At 28.7% G+C, this 19,571-nt stretch carries 15 protein-coding genes; 9 read left to right on the top strand and 6 right to left on the bottom strand.

Annotated features, from left to right (window positions below; translation table 11 throughout):
• The first annotated feature begins 7 nt into the window (after positions 1–7).
• Positions 8–2,383 (top strand): tetratricopeptide repeat protein, encoded by a 2,376-nt coding sequence (locus tag ACOTVC_RS00075; protein WP_214098935.1) that lies wholly within the window; start codon positions 8–10, stop codon positions 2,381–2,383.
• A gap of 1 nt (position 2,384) precedes the next feature.
• Here the strand turns inward: ACOTVC_RS00075 and ACOTVC_RS00070 are convergent, their stop codons facing one another.
• The 6 genes from ACOTVC_RS00070 to ACOTVC_RS00045 all read right to left on the bottom strand — a co-directional run bounded on the left by ACOTVC_RS00070 (position 2,385) and on the right by ACOTVC_RS00045 (position 10,452).
• The gene (locus ACOTVC_RS00070; RefSeq protein ID WP_087685228.1) at positions 2,385–2,759 is read right to left on the bottom strand and encodes a DUF1090 family protein; all 375 of its coding nucleotides are present in this window, start codon (positions 2,757–2,759) and stop codon (positions 2,385–2,387) included.
• A 48-nt stretch (positions 2,760–2,807) separates the two neighbouring features.
• Positions 2,808–3,920 (bottom strand): hypothetical protein, encoded by a 1,113-nt coding sequence (locus tag ACOTVC_RS00065; RefSeq protein WP_421627318.1) that lies wholly within the window; start codon positions 3,918–3,920, stop codon positions 2,808–2,810.
• A gap of 436 nt (positions 3,921–4,356) precedes the next feature.
• Positions 4,357–4,731: an HIT family protein gene (locus ACOTVC_RS00060; protein WP_214116539.1), complete on the bottom strand. Its 375-nt coding sequence runs from the start codon at positions 4,729–4,731 to the stop codon at positions 4,357–4,359.
• Positions 4,732–4,774: 43 nt separating this feature from the next.
• Positions 4,775–6,166 carry a class II fumarate hydratase gene (gene fumC, locus ACOTVC_RS00055; RefSeq protein WP_087690161.1) on the bottom strand — a complete coding sequence of 464 codons (1,392 nt, stop codon included), beginning with the start codon at positions 6,164–6,166 and terminating at the stop codon, positions 4,775–4,777.
• Positions 6,167–6,294: 128 nt separating this feature from the next.
• Positions 6,295–8,094, bottom strand: a complete 1,800-nt coding sequence (glmS, locus tag ACOTVC_RS00050) for a glutamine--fructose-6-phosphate transaminase (isomerizing) (RefSeq protein ID WP_421627315.1) — start codon at positions 8,092–8,094, stop codon at positions 6,295–6,297.
• Between the two features lie 3 nt (positions 8,095–8,097).
• A complete protein-coding gene (locus tag ACOTVC_RS00045; protein WP_257933297.1) occupies positions 8,098–10,452 on the bottom strand; it encodes a nucleotidyltransferase in 2,355 nt (784 codons plus the stop codon).
• A 115-nt stretch (positions 10,453–10,567) separates the two neighbouring features.
• Here ACOTVC_RS00045 and mqnE point away from each other — a divergent pair, with 115 nt between their 5' ends.
• The 8 genes from mqnE to ACOTVC_RS00005 form a co-directional block, all read left to right on the top strand.
• Positions 10,568–11,632: an aminofutalosine synthase MqnE gene (mqnE, locus tag ACOTVC_RS00040; RefSeq protein WP_087685234.1), complete on the top strand. Its 1,065-nt coding sequence runs from the start codon at positions 10,568–10,570 to the stop codon at positions 11,630–11,632.
• Positions 11,633–11,640: 8 nt separating this feature from the next.
• On the top strand, positions 11,641–12,957 hold the full coding sequence (locus ACOTVC_RS00035; RefSeq protein ID WP_214097720.1) for an NCS2 family permease: 1,317 nt from the start codon (positions 11,641–11,643) through the stop codon (positions 12,955–12,957).
• A gap of 9 nt (positions 12,958–12,966) precedes the next feature.
• Complete coding sequence (locus ACOTVC_RS00030) at positions 12,967–13,407, top strand: phosphoribosyltransferase (protein WP_039617726.1); 441 nt, start codon at positions 12,967–12,969, stop codon at positions 13,405–13,407.
• A 62-nt stretch (positions 13,408–13,469) separates the two neighbouring features.
• Positions 13,470–15,869, top strand: coding sequence for a molybdopterin guanine dinucleotide-containing S/N-oxide reductase (locus ACOTVC_RS00025; RefSeq protein WP_421627313.1), 2,400 nt, complete (start codon positions 13,470–13,472; stop codon positions 15,867–15,869).
• 2 nt (positions 15,870–15,871) lie between these two features.
• Positions 15,872–16,405 carry a monoheme c-type cytochrome gene (locus ACOTVC_RS00020; protein ID WP_039640977.1) on the top strand — a complete coding sequence of 178 codons (534 nt, stop codon included), beginning with the start codon at positions 15,872–15,874 and terminating at the stop codon, positions 16,403–16,405.
• A gap of 6 nt (positions 16,406–16,411) precedes the next feature.
• Positions 16,412–17,569, top strand: a complete 1,158-nt coding sequence (locus ACOTVC_RS00015; protein WP_421627312.1) for a hypothetical protein — start codon at positions 16,412–16,414, stop codon at positions 17,567–17,569.
• The gene (locus ACOTVC_RS00010) at positions 17,566–18,306 is read left to right on the top strand and encodes a pilus assembly FimT family protein (RefSeq protein ID WP_039640981.1); all 741 of its coding nucleotides are present in this window, start codon (positions 17,566–17,568) and stop codon (positions 18,304–18,306) included. The genes ACOTVC_RS00015 and ACOTVC_RS00010 overlap by 4 nt, the downstream gene beginning before the upstream one ends.
• Positions 18,307–18,371: 65 nt before the next feature.
• Positions 18,372–19,571, top strand: a 1,200-nt coding sequence (locus ACOTVC_RS00005) for a PDC sensor domain-containing protein (protein WP_421627310.1), incomplete at its 3' end; no start/stop codon positions are given.

The raw sequence follows: 19,571 nt of genomic DNA, 5'->3' as shown, positions 1-19,571 counted from the left end.
AATAAAATTGGATAATTTAATTACTGAGTTATCAGATTTAGCTAAAGAATATTTTGAAAATTCAGAATTTGAAAAATGTGACGAAGTCTTAAGTGAGCTTATAGCTTTTTGTAAAGGTGAAGTTACACTAGCGCAAGATGGTAAAGTGATTTTTATAGATGATGAGGATAAACATCGTTTGCTTTTAGAGGCTTATCATAATAGAGCGTTTTGTAGATTTAATTGCTTGAAATTTCAAGAAGCGCTTGAAGATGCAACTATAGCTGTAGAATTTGATTCTAGTAATGTATTTTTGTTTAATCTTTTGGGTCTATGTAATTTTAAGTTAGATTTATTACAAGAAGCGCTTTTAGCTTTTAATAAAACTATAGCGTTAGATAATGCATATTATTTAGCATATTTTAACAGAGCTAGGGTTTATATACTTTTAGATGAACATGCAAAAGCTTTAAAAGATTTGCAAATTTGTATTGATTTAGCTCCAGAATATTATATTGCTTATTACACCAGAGCTATTGCCTTGCTTAGTGTTGATCCAAAACAAGCTTTGATTGATTTTAAAAAATCTCAAGATTTAGGCTTTGAATCCTCGCAGATTTTTTATTATCAAGGGGTAGCTTATGAGAATTTAGAAGATTATCAAAAAGCTATAGAATTTTTTACCAAGATGATTGAGCAAGATGAGAGTTTTGCTGATGCGTATTATAAAAGGGCTAATAATAAACGCAAGGTTGATGATTTAGAAGGAGCTTTGCAAGATTGCTTAAAATCTATTGAACTAGACAGTGAAAATGCAATGGCGTACTTAATTTTGGGACATATTTATAAAGACTTAAAAAAGATAGAATTATCAATAGATGCTTTTAAAAAATCAATCGAATTAGATGAAAATTTGCAATATCCATGTTTTGCATTGGCTGGGATTTTGTATGATTTAGAAGATTATGAGCAAGCTTTGAAGTATTATGATAAAACAATTGAGCTTTATAAAGAATATGCCCAAGCATATATTAATAGAGGCAATACTAAAATCAATCTAAAAATGATTGAAGAGGCTATAGAGGATTTTGATTTAGCAGCTAAATATTATCAAGAAAGAGCAAAAAAGCATGATTTTACTCCATCGGAATTAGCAGAACTTGAACACGCTGTTCCTTATGGCTTTTATCATTTAGGTAATAGTTTGTATGATATAGACAAATATGATGAAGCATTGGTAAGTTATGAAAAAGCTTTAAAATATCAAAAAGAATATCCCAATGTTTTTTTTAATAGGGCTTATTTAAAATCTGATCTTGAAAAATATGAAGAGGCTCTAGAAGATAGTGAACTAGCTGTTAAATATTATAAAAAGCAAAATAATACTCAAGATTATGCTAAATCTCTTTCTCAAAGAGCTTGGATTAAAAGTAGACTTGAAAGATTTCAAGAAGCTATGGATGAATATAATGAGCTTATAAAAACATATAAAGATTATATTGATTTAAAAGATGTATTATTTGAAAGGGCATATTGTGCAAAAGAGCTTGAATCTTATGAAGAATTAATAGCTTATTGTAATGCAGCACACAAGGTGGATAAAAATAATCTTAAGCTTTATTTTTGGCGAGGAATTGCTAAATATAATTTAAGCTTAGAAGAAGAAGCTATAGAAGATTTAAACAAGGCTTTAAAAATTGATAAAAACCATAATGGTGCAAAGTATTATAAAGGACTTTGTTATGAAGATCTTTATATGTTTGAAGAGGCTATAAAATGTTATGATAGCGTGATTTTAAGTAACGAAGAAGATGATGAGTCGTATTTTCATAGAGCAAAATGCAAAAGAAATCTTGAAAAATACAATGAAGCTTTAAAAGATATCAATGAATGCTTAAAAATAATTGATGATATTGGAGAATATTGGATAGAAAAAGCACAAATTTTAAGCTTTTTAGGAAAATATGATGAAAGCTTTGAAGCGGCAAAAAAAGCAAGTGAACTTGAACCAAAATCATATGAGTGTTATCATTTTATGGGTGCAGTTAAAGTATATTTGCAAGATTTTAAAGAGGCTATAAAATATCTTAATATGGCTTTAAATTTAGATGATAGTGAAAATTGGACACATTATTATAAGGCAGAGTGTTTAAGAAATTTAGGTGATTTTCATGATGCATTGCAATGTTATGAAGATTGTTTAAAGATAGTAAATGAAAATACCGATGCTTTGGTGGGAAAAATTCAGTGTTTAGAAGAGTTAAAAGAATACGAACAAGCTTTGGAGTGCACTAAAGAATTATTAAAACTTGATGAAGAAAATGAGTTTGCATTAAAAAATCAAGATATTTTAATGCAAAAATTAAAGCAGCAAAATAAAAAATGGTGGCAAATTTGGAATTAAACTATAGTTTGTTGATATATTCTTCAATCTCTTTTTTGATTTTGTCTTTTTTGTCTTTTAAAGCTTGTTTTTTATTTTTATACTCTGTTTTACTCATATAATCTTTTTGTTTTTTTAATTCTTTTAACTCTTGTTCGATTTTTTCTATCTCTTGCTCTTTAAATTTTTTGGCCTCTAATTTTTTATCATAAAAAAGAGGATCTTTTGCACAATCTGCTTGAACTTCTTTTAAGGCTAATTCTAAGCTTAAAGCTTTTTCTTGATGATTATAATTTTTAGCATAAGCTATTTCTTTTTGAATTTGCTCTATTTTAACTTCACATTGTGTGGAAAATGCAAATGAGCAAAGTGTAAGTAAGAATAACAACTGTTTCATAGTTTAAACCTTTCTTTTTTGATATTTTAGTTTATTATATTAAATAATTTATTTGCTGTTTTTAATAAAAACATGAGTTTTAAAAAAAGTTATTTGACCTTTTATGTTAATATTAAATTCTAAAGGGATAAAAATCAAAGATGAGTTATTGTTAAGTTTGTAGCTTAATTGCGAATTTTTCTGGTAGTTTTTTAAGACTTTGTCAAAATTTTCAAGTTTTAAAAGTTCTTTTTCTTGAAGTAAAAAATACAAGGTATTATCATCAATCTTCATAAAATATTTAAATTCACTTGTATTAGCAATAAAATCAAATAATACTTCATCATAATTTTCTTTTAATTTGGAGTATTTTGGATGAAATTTTTTAGACATATTATGAAATTTTATTTTTTGTGGTTTTAAATGAGTTAAATTATAAGTTTTTAAAAAATCATCAAAACTATAATTGTTGTTATAATTTTTATTAAGATTATGCAAGGTGTTTTTGATGCTTTTAATTTGATTATAATATTGCCTGCTTTGAATATAGTTAAGATTTAAAGAATGTATAGAGATTTCTAATTTTTGCAATTGATATTTTTGTGAAGAAAAGCTTATGTAATTTGCAAAAAATCCTAAAAATAGCGCCATAAATGCAAGTAGATAAAAAGAAAATTTTAATGCTATTTTTTGTTTAAACACGCTTAGATAATTTGCAATCAAAAGCCATAAATTTAAAGCTAATACTGCTAAGCGTTCTGGTGTAAAGCCATATTGTGCAATTCTAATTATAATAGCATAAAATACGAAAATATTTAATAATAGTACTATAACAAAAAAGACATAGAGTAATGATTTTTTGATTTTATAAAAAGATAAATTTATCCAAAGATTAATTAATAAAAAACTACCAAACCAAAGACATAAATGAACTATACTGAGATTTTCTAAAAGATTAAATAATGCTCCTAAACCATAGGTAGAAAGCATGATTATATATAAAATACTAAAAGTATTTAGTATAAAAACAAAAATTTTATGAAAATTGTATGAAGTAAAATTGCCAAGTAAAAATAAAGAAAAAATTCCAGCACTACAAAGCCATAATGATAAAACACAAGAATCTAACATGCTTGAAGAAATATCAAATAAAAAATCAAATGAACCATAAAATATAGCCAAAAATATACCAAAAATGAACCAAAAGCTTATACTAAAAAAAAGAGCAGCTAAAAAATGATGAAAATAATTAAAATCATGTAATTTTCTTGCACATACTAAAGCTATAAGAGCTGTTGTTAAGGAAATATACAAAGAATTATTAGTAAAAAATATTAAATAATTTTCTATACCATCTTTAAAGATAAAATTTAAAAATATATAAAAAATTAGCCCAAAAAACCCAACCCATAAATTTTTCAAACTTTTATAATATTGTATTAAATTGCTTTTTGATTCAGTGAATGTTTCACAAAAAATTATAAATAGGGTTAAAAGTAAAAAAATACTAGTTTGATATGAACTATAAAAAAATGCTATAAAAAACCAAAAACATAAATAAAAAATAACTCCAAGTGGATGATTCAATAAAGCTATATAGCTAGAATTAATAAATTTTTTAAACATGAATATTTTTTATTTTGTTAAGTAATATTGATACAAATCCATCAAAATCAGGCAAATTTAAATCTTTAATTTCTCTTTGCTGTTTTCCCCACATGCATTCAGGAAAAAAAGCATCTTCTTTAAAACGTGCCATAACATGAAAATGCACTCTTGGTACATAGTTTGCAAAGGAAGCTATGTTGATTTTTTCTGGGTTATAGTACTCTCTAAGGCTTAATTCGCAAGCTAAAACATATTGAAAAAGCATATTTTGTAAAAAGGTTGGACAATCACTTAATTCTCTGTAATTTTCTTTAGTAAAAATTTTCACCCAAGGAATTTGAGAATTTTCTTTTTCTATAAATAAATAATCATTTTCATAAATCATACTAACTCTTAAGAAAAGACTAGGAATAATCCTAGTCTTTTGATTATTTTTTTGGTCCTATCATTTTTGTAGGATCTACAAATTTAGCAAAGTCTTCTTCACTTACTAAGCCAAGCTCCATAGCACTTTCTTTTAAAGAAATACCTTTTTTGTGAGCATTTTTTGCTACTTTAGCTGCATTTTCATAACCAATGTGTGGATTTAGTGCAGTTACTAGCATTAAAGAATTATGTAAATTATAATCTATTTTTTCTTTATTTGGTTCTATACCAACAGCACAGTGGATATTGAATGAATGCATAGCATCAGCTAATAAATCAAGGCTTTGCAAGAAGTTATAAATAATCACAGGTTTAAAAACATTAAGCTCGAAATTTCCTTGGCTTGCTGCAAAACCAATTGCTGCGTCATTTCCCATAACTTGTACCGCAACCATAGTTAAAGCTTCACACTGAGTAGGATTAACCTTGCCTGGCATGATAGAACTTCCTGGTTCATTCTCAGGTATGTTTAACTCTCCAAGACCACATCTAGGGCCACTTGCTAGCCATCTAATATCATTTGCTATTTTCATTAAATTTGCAGCTAAACCTTTCATAGCTCCATGAGTAAAATTAATGGCATCATGGCTTGTTAGCGCATGGAATTTATTTGGACTTGAAACAAATTTAGTACCTATTAGCTTGCTTAATTCTTCGCTTACTTTTTCACTAAGTTCTGGATGAGCGTTTAATCCTGTACCAACAGCTGTCCCGCCTATTGCAAGCTCTCTTAATGTAGGCAAAGAAGCGATGATTTGCTCTTTTGAGTGAAGTAGCATAGAAAGATATCCACTAAATTCTTGAGCTAGGGTAAGTGGTGTAGCATCTTGAAGGTGAGTTCTTCCTATTTTAATAATACCTTCAAATTCTTTTACTTTTTTTTCAAAAGTTGCAATAAGCTCATCTAAAGCAGGGATAAGTTTTTTTTCTACTTGCTCTACTGAAACTATACTCATAGCAGTTGGAAAGGTATCATTTGAGCTTTGGCTCATATTTACATGATCATTTGGATGAACAAGTTTTTCTTTTCTAAAATCACCGCCCATAATTTCAGTTGCACGGTTTGCTATAACTTCATTCATATTCATATTACTTTGAGTGCCTGAACCTGTTTGCCATATTGCTAGTGGGAAGTTATCGTCAAATTTTCCTGCTACAATTTCATCGCAAGCTTGCACAATAGCATCTTTTTTAGCATTATCTAATTTGCCAAGTTTGTTATTAACTAAAGCCAAAGATTTTTTAAGATTTGCAAAAGCATAAATTAAAACTTTTGGCATTTTTTCACAACCGATTTTAAAATTTTCAAAACTTCTTTCAGTCTGCGCCCCCCAATATTTATCATTAGGAACTTTAATCTCTCCCATAGTATCGTGTTCGATTCTATATTCCATGGCTTTTCCTTGTAATAAAATAAGATATTATATTTAAACCAAATAAACCCTAAAGTTTGCTTATAATTTAAGAAGCATTTATAAAATTTTTTAAAAAAGTGTAGTTTTTTCAAAACTACACAAAATATTTATTCTACTGTAACACTTTTTGCTAGATTTCTTGGCATATCCACATCATTGCCAAGTCTTATAGAAACTTCTAAAGCAAGAAGCTGTAAAATCACCATCATTTCAAAAAATTCACACATATAGTGTTCTTGTTTTGAAGTTCTTATAAAATCATCGCTTAAGTCAAAATCAAACGGAGAAATAGCAAGCAAGGTAGAATCCCTTGCAGCTAATTCTTCTACATTTGATTTGGTTTTTTCATAAAGGCAATTTTGCGGCATTAATGCAACTGTAAAAAGCTCACTATCTGCTAGAGCAATAGGTCCATGTTTCATTTCACCTGCTGGATAGCCTTCAGCGTGTAAGTATGAAATTTCTTTTAATTTTAAAGCTCCTTCTAAAGCTAATGGATAAAATACATCTCTTCCTATAAAGAAAAAGCCATGGCCATGTAGGTATCTTTTTGAAATTCTATGTACTTTTTCATGCAAGTTTTGTTCAACTTTAACTATACTTGGCAAGCTTCTTAGAGCTTTGATTTCTTTACTCATATCTAAATTTGCCTTTTGTGCAAGATAGATTGCGAGCATCCATAAAGTTGCTACTTGAGTAGCAAAAGCTTTAGTTGAAGCCACACCTTTTTCAATGCCCGCTCTAGTAAGCAAAGAAATATCAGCCAAACGCACAATGTTAGAATTATCCACATTACATATTGCTAAAGTTTTAACTCCTTGTGCTTTTGCTATTTTTAAAGCTTCAAGTGTATCAGCTGTTTCACCACTTTGAGAGATTACTATAAAAAGAGTGTTTTTGCCTATAATGGCTTCTCTGTATCTAAATTCACTTGCTACTTCAACTTTAGTTTTAATCTTTGCAAGTCTTTCAAGCAAATAAGCTCCGCTTAATGCTGCATGATAGCTTGTGCCACAAGCACAAAGTGTGATTTCATCTATGTTTTGTAAAAGCGTTTCATCTATATCTTCAAAAACAATCTGTTCACCTTGTAAGCGCCCCATTAAAACTTCGCCTAACACTCTACTTTGCTCATAAATTTCTTTTTCCATGAAAAATCTATAACCATCTTTTTGAGCATAACTTTTATCTTGGCTTAAAGCTATAAAGGTAGGTTGTATGCAAGCTTGATCATGGTGGATTTTGCATTCATTTAAATTAACATATCCATAATCTCCATCTTCAAGATAAGCTACTTTATCCACTAAAGAAACTAATGGTGCATCACTTGATGCAAAATAATATTCATTTTCATCGCCATTTTTTCCAATGATGAGTGGCACTGCATTTTTAGCAAAATAAATTGTATTAGGATCTTTTTTACTCACAAGTAAAATTGCAAAAGCACCTTTTAGTTCAGCTATAGTCTTTTTAAAAGCTTCAAATGGTTCTAAATTACTTGCATAGTATTCAAATAAATGTACAATAACTTCAGTGTCAGTTTGACTTAGAAAATTCATACCTTCTTGTGTGAGTTTTATTTTTAATTCTTGGTAATTTTCTATGATTCCATTATGTATTACGCAAGAGTATTGTCCTAAATGCGGATGAGCGTTTATTTCAGTTGGTTTTCCATGAGTTGCCCAACGCGTATGACCTATAGCAAGCCCAAAGCCATCACTATTAAAATTAGCAGTCTTATTGGCTAAATTTTCTAATTTTCCAACCGCTTTAAAAAAGTCTAATTCCCCATCTTTCATTACTGCTATACCAGCACTATCATAACCTCTATACTCAAGCTCTTTTAAGCCTTCTAATATGATTTTTTTCTTTTCTTTAGTTCCTATATAACCTACTATTCCACACATCTTTTACTCGCTTATTAGTGATTTAAGAATTTGATCTTTATGATCTTGCAAGCTTTCATTTTTATGCAAAATCAAAACATTTCGCGTTCTTTCTTTTATGGTTTGAATTTTTGCTGCGCTTAAGATGATATCATATCTTACAAGCACATCCATCACATAAGCCATCAAACCTTTTTGATCTTTTGTGTTTAAGGTTATTTTGGCATAGCTTTTGGAGTAATTCATATCTAATTTTAATTCATCTTTTTTAATATTTGGTTTTTTTGCCTTTTTTTGTACTTTTAAATGTAATTTAGAATTAAGTAAATTTTCTAAACTTTGTTTTTGATTATCGCTTACTATATCTGAATATTCAAATTTCAAATAAACTTTTTCATCAAATAATTCAAAGAAACTCATAAAGATTAAATTTAAAGAACTTAAAGTATTGAGTATATTTTCAAGATTGTTTTTTCTATTCATTATAAGCTCTAGGGTAAAATTATCTTGATTATCAAGCCAAAAAGTAAAATTTTCTTTTTGTGCAATTTGTGTTATTTTGATGATTTTTTCAAAACTATTTTTTATAAAAAAGAGATTGGATTTAATATGAGTGATATTATCTTGAGTTTGTTCATCAAGATCTAAAAAAGCCTTACTTCTTTTTAGGGTTTGTTCTTTTTTTACCCTTCTTTGACTTTCATCAATTAAATTCTCATCTTCAAAGCCTTCTAGCGCATTTTGAAACAATCTTTCTAAACTTTTATAATAAAAATGATTTTCTATACCTAAAGCTTTAGCATTGCAAAAAGATAAAAGATGTAAGGTTCTTAAGGTATTTATATCATTTAATTTGGAAATAAAATTTAAAACAATAGTAGAATTATAAATATCTTCTTTTTCTATAATGTCTTTAAAAGCGTTAAAATTTTTATACAATCTTAAGCCAAAATCTAAAAGTTCATTATCAACTTGGAATTTTCCTACATAAGCCCTATAAATATTCGCTAAAGAAATTTCATTTTCTTCATGAATAGCACTTAAAAGTATGGTGAGTTTTATTATTAAAAGTGTATTTTCATCAAAGTCATAATCTTTTTCTTCAAAGTATTTTAAACAAAGTAATGCTCTATCTAATGCGCTATAAACACCTTCTTCTTCGAGTAAAAATTTACTTTGAGTAAGAGGTTTGCAAAAATCTTTTAAAATATTAGCATCAGCAAGAAGTTTTAAAAGAGCAAAAGAATGTCTTCTTTCTAAAATTTTCTTGAATAATTCTAAATTTTCATCTTTATTTTCTGCTCTTTTTAATGCAAAAATGAGTTTGATATCAAAATTATAATCTTTATCATCTAATTTTAAAAGTTGATTTAATATCAAGCTTAGGCTTTCACTTTTGCTAGAATAAGTAAAAAAGCTATCTTGTGTTTCATAAAGCTTACTATCTTTATAGTGTTTTTCTTGGATGCACCTTGCTAAAAATTGCGTATAAATTCCGCAAGTTTGCATGCATTGCATAGCTTTTTGAATAAGTATGGATTTAAGATCTAAATTTTTCTTTTCTTTTTTTTGCATCAAGTTAGCAAGTTCTTGTGAATTTTGTATTAAAAACAAATTGGTATTTTTACCTTCTAAAAGATTCATTGCACATTTAAGTGAAAATAAAAAATCACTCGCAAGTTTAAATTCACTTAATTCTTTTTCGTTGATAAAATTAAGCATATAATTTTTAGGAGAATCTTTAAATAATATACTTAAGTTTTCTATATCAAGTTGCTCATCTAAGCCGCCAAAATTTTTATTAATATCAAATTCTTGCTTGATTAAAGGTTGATGATATGGGTTAAATTCTTGCAAGATTTTCAAAGCAAATTCTTCTTTTAACTCATCTTGAGCTTGAGAAATTTTTTCTTTGATTTGTTTGAATAAAATTTTAGAACCGCAAATATAACGATATTGTAAAATATTTTGTTTTAGCTCATTTTTGGCTATATTGTAAAGTCCATTTATTTCACAAATTTGATAATTGATATTTAAATTAATATCATTTAAAGAAGCAATAAATGCTTTCATTAAAGGCTTGATATTATAAGCTTTTATATCTTTATAAATAAGTAATAAATCAACATTTTCTTTTATACTTAAATTCATTTTAGCATATTGTTTAATAGCGATAATACAAAAAGGGAATTTATCATTATGTGGAAAATAATCATCAAAAAAATCACTCAAAACAAGCTCGTAAACATCTTCTATAAAACGATCAATTTCTTTAGAGTGGTAAAAACTAAACGAACCTTGTTTTAAAAAAAGTCTAGAACAATAAGCTTCATAATCTTTTAAAGAATTTTTTAATTTTTGAATTTTTTGTATATCCATAACTTGATAATAATCCTTATTTAATTTTACTAGTATCATACCAAAAATACTTTGTATTAAATTTTAAGTAAGTTAAAATTATAATTGTAATTTAAATTTAAAAAATGGTAAGAATATGCAAACAATTATAGAAAAACTAGAAAATCAAGAAAGATTAAATGAAGAAGAAGCTAATAAGCTTTGGGATTTAGAGCTTTTTACTTTAGGTAAATATGCACAAAAAATTCGTACTAATTTACACGGTAAAAAGGTTTATTTTAATATCAATCGTCATATTAATCCTACAAATATATGCGCAGATACTTGTAAATTTTGTGCTTTTTCAGCACACAGGAAAAATCCTAATCCTTATACTATGTCCCACGAAGAGATAATGAAAATAGTCGATGAAACAGTTTTAAGAGATACTAAAGAAATTCATATTGTTTCAGCGCATAATAAAAACACTTCATGGCAGTGGTATTTGGAGATTTTTAAAATGATTAAAGAAAAATATCCATTTTTACATATTAAAGCCCTAACTGCTGCTGAGATTGATTTTTTAAGCAGGGCTTTTAATATGAGCTATGAAGAAGTGATAGAAAAAATGCTTGAATATGGCGTTGATTCTATGCCGGGTGGTGGGGCTGAAATTTTTGATGAGGAAGTTAGAAAAAAAATTTGCCATGGTAAAGTAAGTAGTGAAAATTGGTTAAAAATTCATAAGCTTTGGCATGAAAAAGGTAGACAAAGTAACGCCACAATGCTTTTTGGGCATATAGAAAGCAGAGAAAATAGAATTAATCATATGATAAGATTGAGAAATCTTCAAGATCAAACTGGTGGGTTTAATGCTTTCATTCCTTTGGTTTGGCAACAAGATAATAGTTTTATTACAGGTAAAAAACCACTTGGTTCGGTAGAAATTTTAAAAACCTTGGCTATTGCAAGGATAGTGCTTGATAATATTAAAAATATTAAAGCTTATTGGGCAACCATGGGTATAAATTTAGCTATGGTAGCTCAAGATTTTGGTGCAAATGATTTAGATGGTACTATAGAAAAAGAAAGCATACAAAGTGCAGGTGGGGCAAAAAGTTCAAATGGCTTGAGTTTAAAAACTTTTATAGAAATGATTCAAAGCTCAGGTTATATAGCGATAGAACGTGATAGTTTGTATAATGAATTAAAAACTTATTAAGGATAAAAATGGATTTTTTTAAACTTAAAGAGCATAATAGTGATGTAAAAACTGAAATTTATGCAGGTGTTGCTACTTTTTTAGCAATGATTTATATTATACCAGTTAATGCAAATATTATGAGTAATTCAGGTATGCCACTAGAAGCTTTAATTGTTGCAACTGCTTTAGTAACTATTATAGCTACTACTTTTAGTGCTTTTTTCTCTAATACTCCTGTGGCTATGAGTGTGGGTATGGGGCTAAATGCGTATTTTACTTTTAGTGTGTGCAATACCTATCAAATTCCTTGGCAAAGCGCTTTGGGAGCTGTGTTTTTATCGGGTATTATTTTTACTTTATTATCTTTTACTAATTTTAGGATTTGGGTGATAAAAAGCATACCAAATGATTTAAGAAAAGCTATATCAGCAGGTATTGGAACCTTTATAGCTTTTATGGGGCTTGTGCAAATGGGGATTATCACTAAAAGCGAAGCAACCTTAGTAGGTTTGGGTGATTTTTCAAACACTAAAGTACTTTTTGGATTATTTGGTTTATTTTTAGTTTTTGTTTTTTGGGCTTGGAGGATTAAAGCTGCGTTTATTTTAGCTGTTTTTGTAAGTGCTTTATGTGCTTGGATTTTTGGTATTGATGGAGCTAGGTTTCCAGAGCAACTTTTATCTTTACCAGTTATTAGTGGAGATAATGGTTTAAGCGCTATATTTGGTAAGCTTGATATTAAAGGAGCTTTAGAGCTTAGTATGATTCCTATAGTACTTACTTTTTTTGTTACTCAGCTTTTTGATAGTGTGGGTACAATCACAGGTGTAGGCTCAAGAGGAAAAATCTTTGATGATCCAAAACAAGGTGAGAAAAAATTAGGTAAAACCTTAGGTGCTGATGCTGCTAGTTCGGCTATGGGGGCTGTTATTGGAACTTCTACTGTAACTGCTTTTGTGGAAAGCTCAGCAGGGGTAGAAGCAGGCGGTAGAACAGGGCTTACAGCTTTAGTTACTGCTATATGCTTTATTTTTACTTTATTTTTACTGCCGGTGTTTAAAGCTATTCCTGCAAATTCTATTTATCCTATTTTGGTGCTTGTTGGAGTTTTGATGTTTATGGAAGTTGCAAATATCAATTTTAAAGATAAAGCTATAGCAGTGAGTGCATTTTTTATTATTATTATGATGCCACTGACTTACTCTATTACTACAGGTTTTGCTTTTGGATTTATTGCGTATTTATTTATGCGTATTATGCAAAAAGAATTTGATAAAATTAACCTTGGTATTATTGTATTAAGTGCGATTTCATTGTTAGTATTTTTATTACAATTTTTATAGGAAGTGATTATGTATTATTATGCTTATGAAGAATTTCAAAAAGAAATTATTCCTTTTACGCGCAAAATTAAGGAAGAATTTAATCCTGATGTATTACTTGCGATTGCAAGAGGTGGTATGACTTTAGGTCATTTTTTAGCAGAAGGTATGGGAAATAGAAACTTATTTTCTTTAAATTCTATTCATTATGAAGATACACAAAAACTAGATACAATTAAAATTTTCAACATTCCTGATCTAAGTTCATATAAAAAAGTTCTTTTGGTGGATGATATTATAGATAGTGGTGAAACTATGATAGAAATCAAAAGAGTTTTAATGGAAAAATATCCTCACTTAGAACTTAGAGTAGCAAGTGTTTTTTACAAACCTTCAGCATTATTAATTCCTGAGTTTTATATAAAAGAAGCTAAAGAGTGGATTGACTTTTTTTGGAGTATAAAAATTTAAGCTTTAAATTAAAAATAAGTGTTACAATATTATTATATTTCCATTAATAAAAAGGATATCTTATGAGTTTAACAAGAAGAAAATTTCTAAAAGGACTTGCTGCTACTTCAGCGATTGCTTCAGTTAATCCTTTAATAGCTGCAAGCGAGGGAACTAAATTTTATGATACTAAAAAAATTCCTCACGCTACTCATTTTGGTGCTTTTTGGGCTGAAGTAAATTCAGAGGGAAAACTTGTAAAAGTTACACCACAACAATCTGACAAACATCCTTCTATTATCACTGATGCTATTATTGATAGAACTTATTCAGATACTAGGGTGAAATATCCTTGTGTTAGAAAAAGCTTTTTAGAAGGTAAAAAAAGACCTAAATTAAGAGGTAAAGAGCCTTTTGTAAGAGTAAGTTGGGAAAAAGCTTTAGAGCTTGTATTAGAAAAATTAAAAGAAACTCCTATTGAAAATTTATTTAATGCAAGTTATGGTGGTTGGGGTCATGTGGGTTTATTGCATAATTGCAACTCAGTAGCGGGAAGATTTTTTAACACTGCTTTAGGCGGTCACATTGGTACTGATGGTGAGTATAGCAATGGTGCCGCAGGAAAGGTTAATACGAGTATTATGGGAGATTTAGAGGTTTATTCTTTGCAAACTTCTCATGAAATTATCTTAGAAAATACTCAAGTTTATGTTTTATGGGGAGCTGATCTTTATAAATGTAATCAAATTGATTTTAAAGTTGCAAATCGTGGCAATGATGAGTATTATAAAAAATACAGCAAATCAAATATCAAATTTATTAGTATTGATCCTCAATACACTCAAACAGCAGAAATTTTAAATGCCCAGTGGATTAAAATTCGTCCAAATACTGATGTTGCTTTAATGCTTGGTATGATGAATTATTTATATAAAAGTGGAAAATATGATAAAAAATTCATTGAAAAATATACTGATGGTTTTGACAAATTCTTACCTTATTTGCTTGGAAAAATTGATGGTATTGATAAAACTCCAGCTTGGGCTGCAAATATTACTGGTGTGGAAGAAAAAGTAATCACAGTTTTAGCAGATACTTTTGTTAAAAATAGAACTTTCTTAGCAGGTAACTGGGCTATGCAAAGAGCACACCACGGTGAGCAAGCTGATTGGACTTTAATGGTTTTAGCTTCAATGATAGGTCAAGTAGGTTTACCTGGTGGTGGGTTTGGCTTTTCTATGCATTATTCAGGTGGTGGACAAGCATTTTCAGGTGTAAGATTACCGGTAGGCTTACCACAAGGTAAAAATAATCTTGATACTAACATCCCCGCAAGTAGAATTTCAGAAGCAATATTAAATCCAGGTAAAACAGTTAAATTTAAAGGTAAAGAAATCACTTATCCAAAAATCAAACTCATGTATGTGGTGGGTGCTTCTGTATTAGGTCATCATCCAAATACAAATGAGCTTATTAAAGCTTTAAGAACTCTTGATACGCTAATTGTACATGAGCCTTGGTGGACGCCTATGGCAAAAATGGCTGATATTGTATTACCTTCAACCACAACCTTAGAAAGAGATGATATTAGTTTTGGTGGTTCTTATTCTCAAGATTATGTTTATGCTATGAAAAAGGTAATTGAGCCTTATTTTGAAAGTAGAAATGATTATGATATTTTTGAAGAATTGGCAAAGAGAATAGGTGAAAGAGAGCATAAAAAATTCACTGGAAATAAAACAAAAGAGCAGTGGCTTGAAGGTTTTTATGGCAGAAGTGATTGTCCTTATTATATGGAATTTGCTGATTTTTGGAAACAAGGTTTTATTCATTTTGAAGCTCCAAAAGAAGCATATGACTTCGTAAGACACTCTGAATTTAGAGCCGATCCTGTAGCAAATAAACTTGCAACAGAAAGTGGAAAAATTCAAATTTATTCACCAAAATTTGAAAAATATAACTTGGAAGACTTTAAAGCACATCCAACTTGGTTTGAACCAGCTGAGTGGTTAGGTAATGAAAAATTAGTTAAAAAATATCCTTTCCATTTATTAAGTCCACATCCAAGATATAGAGTGCATTCTCAGCTTGATAATACCTGGGTAAGAGATTTGTATAAAATTCAAGGTAGAGAACCTGTGATGATTAATACAAATGATGCTAAAAAACTTGGAATTACTCATGGTGAAATTGTAGAAGTATATAACGACCGTGGATCTCTTTTAGCAGGGGCTTTTGTAACAGATAATATTATGGAAGGGGTTGTTAGTATCCAAGAGGGTGCTTGGTATGATCCTGAAGATGTAAACGATAGTAAGCCAAGATGTAATGCAGGTCATGTAAATGTTTTAACAAGTTCAAGGCCAACTTCAACTATGGCTCAAGCAACTAGTGTAAATACTTGTCTAGTGGGTATTAAAAAATTAAAAGAAGTTATAAAACCTTATAACTCAACTACACCACCAGAAATCATAGGAGCTTAATAATGAAGAAGATTATATTAATATTGACTTTTTTAGCTAGTGCTTTATTTGCTAAAGATATGTTTGTTTTTAATGAAAAAGTGGATCTTTTAGATGGTGTTAGCAAGAAGGTGGTAGGACAAATTTATGAAGGCTCTAAAGTAGAGCTTATAAAAGAAGAGGGTGAGTATTCTTTAATCAAAGTTAAAGGTGAAGTTGTGGAGTCAAATCCAAAAAGTCTTGCCTATACTAAAGATGGAATTTATCTTTTGCTTACTTTAAATGCTAAAAATGCAAGCAATGAAATGGAATTTTTAGTTAAAAGTAAAGATTTAACTGATCAAGAAATTCTTGCTTGGGATGAGATAGAATTAACTTATTATGATACTTGTACAAGTTGTCATGCAGCGCATAAACCAAAAGAACATTTAATGGAAGAATGGGATGCATACTTATCTGCTATGCAAGGTTTTGCAAAAATTACTGATGCAGAAAAAGATAGAATTTTAAGATTTTTACAATCTCACGCAAGTAATGGTCCTGTAAAACTTGACTAGTCAAAAATGAAAAGGTATTTACTAGCTGTTTTATTTTTTGATTTTTGTGCTTTATTATATGGCATAAGTACTTTATCTATAAGTTATAATGAAGCACAAATGTATTTTTATGATCATAGCTTAATTGCTATGATCGCTAGATTTGGCACTGCTCTTTTTGGTCAAAATGATTTTGGATTAAGACTTCCTTTTGTTTTATTGCATTCTTTGAGTTGTGTTTTATTGTACATTTTGGCTTTAAGATATACTAAAACCTCTTTTGATGCTTTTATTTCTGTGGTGCTTTTTATGTTACTCCCTGGTAGTGTTGCTAGCGCTTTACTTATTAATGAATCAAGCATCGTGATATTTTTTACACTTTTAATTTTAGTATTATTCGAATATAAGAAAATATTTTTATTTTATGTTTTATTAGTTTTAGTTCTTTTTGTAGATGGAAATTTTGCAATTTTATACTTATCTTTTTTCTTCTATGCTATTTATAAAAAAGATAAATTACTTATTGTGTGTTCTTTGATTTTATTTGCTATCGCAATGAGTGTTTATGGATTTGATGCAAGTGGAAAGCCTAAAGGGTATTTTTTGGATACTTTGGGTATTTTTGCAGCTTGTTTTTCCCCTTTGATTTTTCTTTATTTTTTTTACGTTGTTTATAGAATTCTTTTGCAAGATGATAAGCCACTTTTATGGTTTATTAGCGCAACCACTTTTGTTTTTTGTTTAATTTTTTCTATAAGACAAAGACTTTTTTTAGAAGACTTTTTACCTTTTTGTGTTGTTTGTACTCCATTATTAGTTCGTTATTTAATGTCTTCTTATCGCTCAAGAATGCCGCAACTGCGCTTAAAACATAAAATTTTTATAGAATGTTCTTTAGTTTTTTTACTATTTTTTTATCTTGGTATCATTTTTAATCAAAGTTTGTATTATTTATTAAAAGATCCAAAAAAACATTTTGCCTATGATTATCATATAGCTAAAGAATTAGCGTTAAATTTAAAACAACACAATCTTACGCATATTTTTACTCAAGATAAAGAACTAGCTCTAAGACTAAAATTTTATGGTATTTCTAAAGGCAAACTAGAGCTTCATTCTAGTAAAGAAGCTAGTAGGATTTATGTTAGTTTGGGCAAGCATAAAGTTTATTATTCTATAAAATGAAACAAGCTTTTACTTTAATAGAACTAGTTTTTGTTTGCATTATATTATCTTTATTGTTTTCTATGGCTTATGTTTATTATAAGCCTGATTATTTACGTTTGGGAGCTGAGCAAGTTTTAAATGATATTAAATACACAAGACATTTAGCTTTAATACAAAATGATTTTAGGGCAAAAGAATTTAATATTGCTAAACGAGAGTGGTTTAAGGCTAAATGGCAGCTGTATTTTATACGCTCAAAATCTGCCACTAATAATGAACAAACCTATACTATCTTTTTAGATAAAAATGGCGATGGTAATGCAAATATAGGTAAAAATATGATTAATAAAGACAGAGAAATAGCTGTTGATCTTATTAATCCAGATATATTAATGAACTCCGGCCAAAGTGGGGTGATAAATCAAAATGATTCTAAAGCAAATTTAAAATACAATATAGAAAAAACTTATGGTATATCTAAGGTTTTATTTGAAGGTGCTTGTAAAGGAAGCACGCGTTTGATTTTTGATGATTACGGTCGTTTATATACACCTTTGAAAAATGCTATGCGTACTTATGATAAACTTGCTTCTTTTAATAATGATTGTATTATAAGATTATCTAATAAAAAAAACCAACATATATGTATTGTCATAAATACTGTTAGCGGCTATGCTTATATTCCTAAATTTTCTACAAAAGATACACAATTAGTAGTTATAAATAATCAATATTTCGCTTGCAATAATTTGTAATTTTTTATATCATATTAAAATGTTATTTAAGTATTAAAAGGAAAAACAATGTTTCTATCAAGAATATGAGTGTTAAAAATAAACTTTCAATTATAGTTGCAGCTATAGTTGCTTTAGCTCTTTTTGTTATAACGGTTATGGCTTTTTATTCGAGTAGAGAAGATCTTATTTTAAATAGTAAAAAATCAAATGAGGATTATTTGCTTGTAACAACTACCCAAGTGGAAGGATATGTTGAGAATTATGTAGATATTTTATTAGCTATTAAGAAACATATAGACCAGTTACCAGAATATCAAATTAAGAATTTTGATACACTGAGCGAATATTTTGCCAAAGACTTAAAAATATTTAAGGATGGATCTAATACTTTAGCTGTATATCTTGGATTTCCAGATGGAACAATGCTAGTAAGTGATGCGGATTCTGATAAAAAAGAAATTCCATTTAGGAAAAGAGGAGGTGGTATAGCTCACTATGATGATCCAAAATACAATGCGACTTCAAGAGATTGGTATAAGGGAGCTTTGAAGAATGATGGAATATATATCAGCGATGTTTATGAAGATTCAGTAACTAAATTACCTAGTTTTACTTATTCTGTGCCAATTAAAAAAAATGGTAAGCTTGTAGCTGTTTTGGGTATTGATTTGCTTTTGACTTCGCTACAAAAAACATTTGATAAATTACCCGGAAATGTTTTTGTTTTTGATTTAGCTAGTTCAATTCCGTTTGCTTCTAATGATAAGACTTTGATTATGAAAGATTATCCAAGCATTAATGAAATAAAAAAATACCATAAAATGGTTGGAGATTATAAAAATTTTGAATATACTGGAATTAGTAGCAATGAGAAAAGATTTGGTATTTGTGCTAATATAAATAATAGTAAAGCTCGTATTAACTATGTTGCTTGTGCTATTCAAAAACAAGATAGTTTGGATAAATTGGTTATTAAAAATGCTTTTGAACAAACATTAATATCAATTGTGATTTTAATTTTATCTTGTATTTTTATTCATCTTTTTTCAGCTAAACTTTTATCCCCGTTACAATCTATCCAAACCGGCCTCAACTCTTTCTTTGATTTTATCAACTATAAAACCAAAGATTCAGCTATGATAGATGTTAAGACTAATGATGAATTAGGTGCTATGGCAAAAGCCATCAATGAAAATATTACTAGAACTAAAAATGCACTAGAACAAGATGCGAAAGCAGTAGAACAATCAGTAGATACAGCTAAAGAAATAGAAAGTGGTAAT

The organism is Campylobacter sp. GB48, from assembly GCF_049221845.1.
Taxonomy (GTDB): Bacteria; Campylobacterota; Campylobacteria; order Campylobacterales; family Campylobacteraceae; genus Campylobacter_D; species Campylobacter_D lari_C.
The sequence above is the reverse complement of the archived record's forward strand: the minus strand, read 5'-3'. Positions and strand labels throughout refer to the sequence as shown.

Bases quoted from the DNA above. Each gene is read 5' to 3' on its own strand.
- ACOTVC_RS00070 (WP_087685228.1), bottom strand. From the start codon at position 2,759: ATGAAACAGTTGTTATTCTTACTTACACTTTGCTCATTTGCATTTTCC.
- ACOTVC_RS00060 (WP_214116539.1), bottom strand. From the start codon at position 4,731: ATGATTTATGAAAATGATTATTTATTTATAGAAAAAGAAAATTCTCAA.
- fumC (WP_087690161.1), bottom strand. From the start codon at position 6,166: ATGGAATATAGAATCGAACACGATACTATGGGAGAGATTAAAGTTCCT.
- glmS (WP_421627315.1), bottom strand. From the start codon at position 8,094: ATGTGTGGAATAGTAGGTTATATAGGAACTAAAGAAAAGAAAAAAATC.
- ACOTVC_RS00045 (WP_257933297.1), bottom strand. From the start codon at position 10,452: ATGGATATACAAAAAATTCAAAAATTAAAAAATTCTTTAAAAGATTAT.
- mqnE (WP_087685234.1), top strand. From the start codon at position 10,568: ATGCAAACAATTATAGAAAAACTAGAAAATCAAGAAAGATTAAATGAA.
- ACOTVC_RS00035 (WP_214097720.1), top strand. From the start codon at position 11,641: ATGGATTTTTTTAAACTTAAAGAGCATAATAGTGATGTAAAAACTGAA.
- ACOTVC_RS00030 (WP_039617726.1), top strand. From the start codon at position 12,967: ATGTATTATTATGCTTATGAAGAATTTCAAAAAGAAATTATTCCTTTT.
- ACOTVC_RS00025 (WP_421627313.1), top strand. From the start codon at position 13,470: ATGAGTTTAACAAGAAGAAAATTTCTAAAAGGACTTGCTGCTACTTCA.
- ACOTVC_RS00020 (WP_039640977.1), top strand. From the start codon at position 15,872: ATGAAGAAGATTATATTAATATTGACTTTTTTAGCTAGTGCTTTATTT.
- ACOTVC_RS00015 (WP_421627312.1), top strand. From the start codon at position 16,412: ATGAAAAGGTATTTACTAGCTGTTTTATTTTTTGATTTTTGTGCTTTA.
- ACOTVC_RS00010 (WP_039640981.1), top strand. From the start codon at position 17,566: ATGAAACAAGCTTTTACTTTAATAGAACTAGTTTTTGTTTGCATTATA.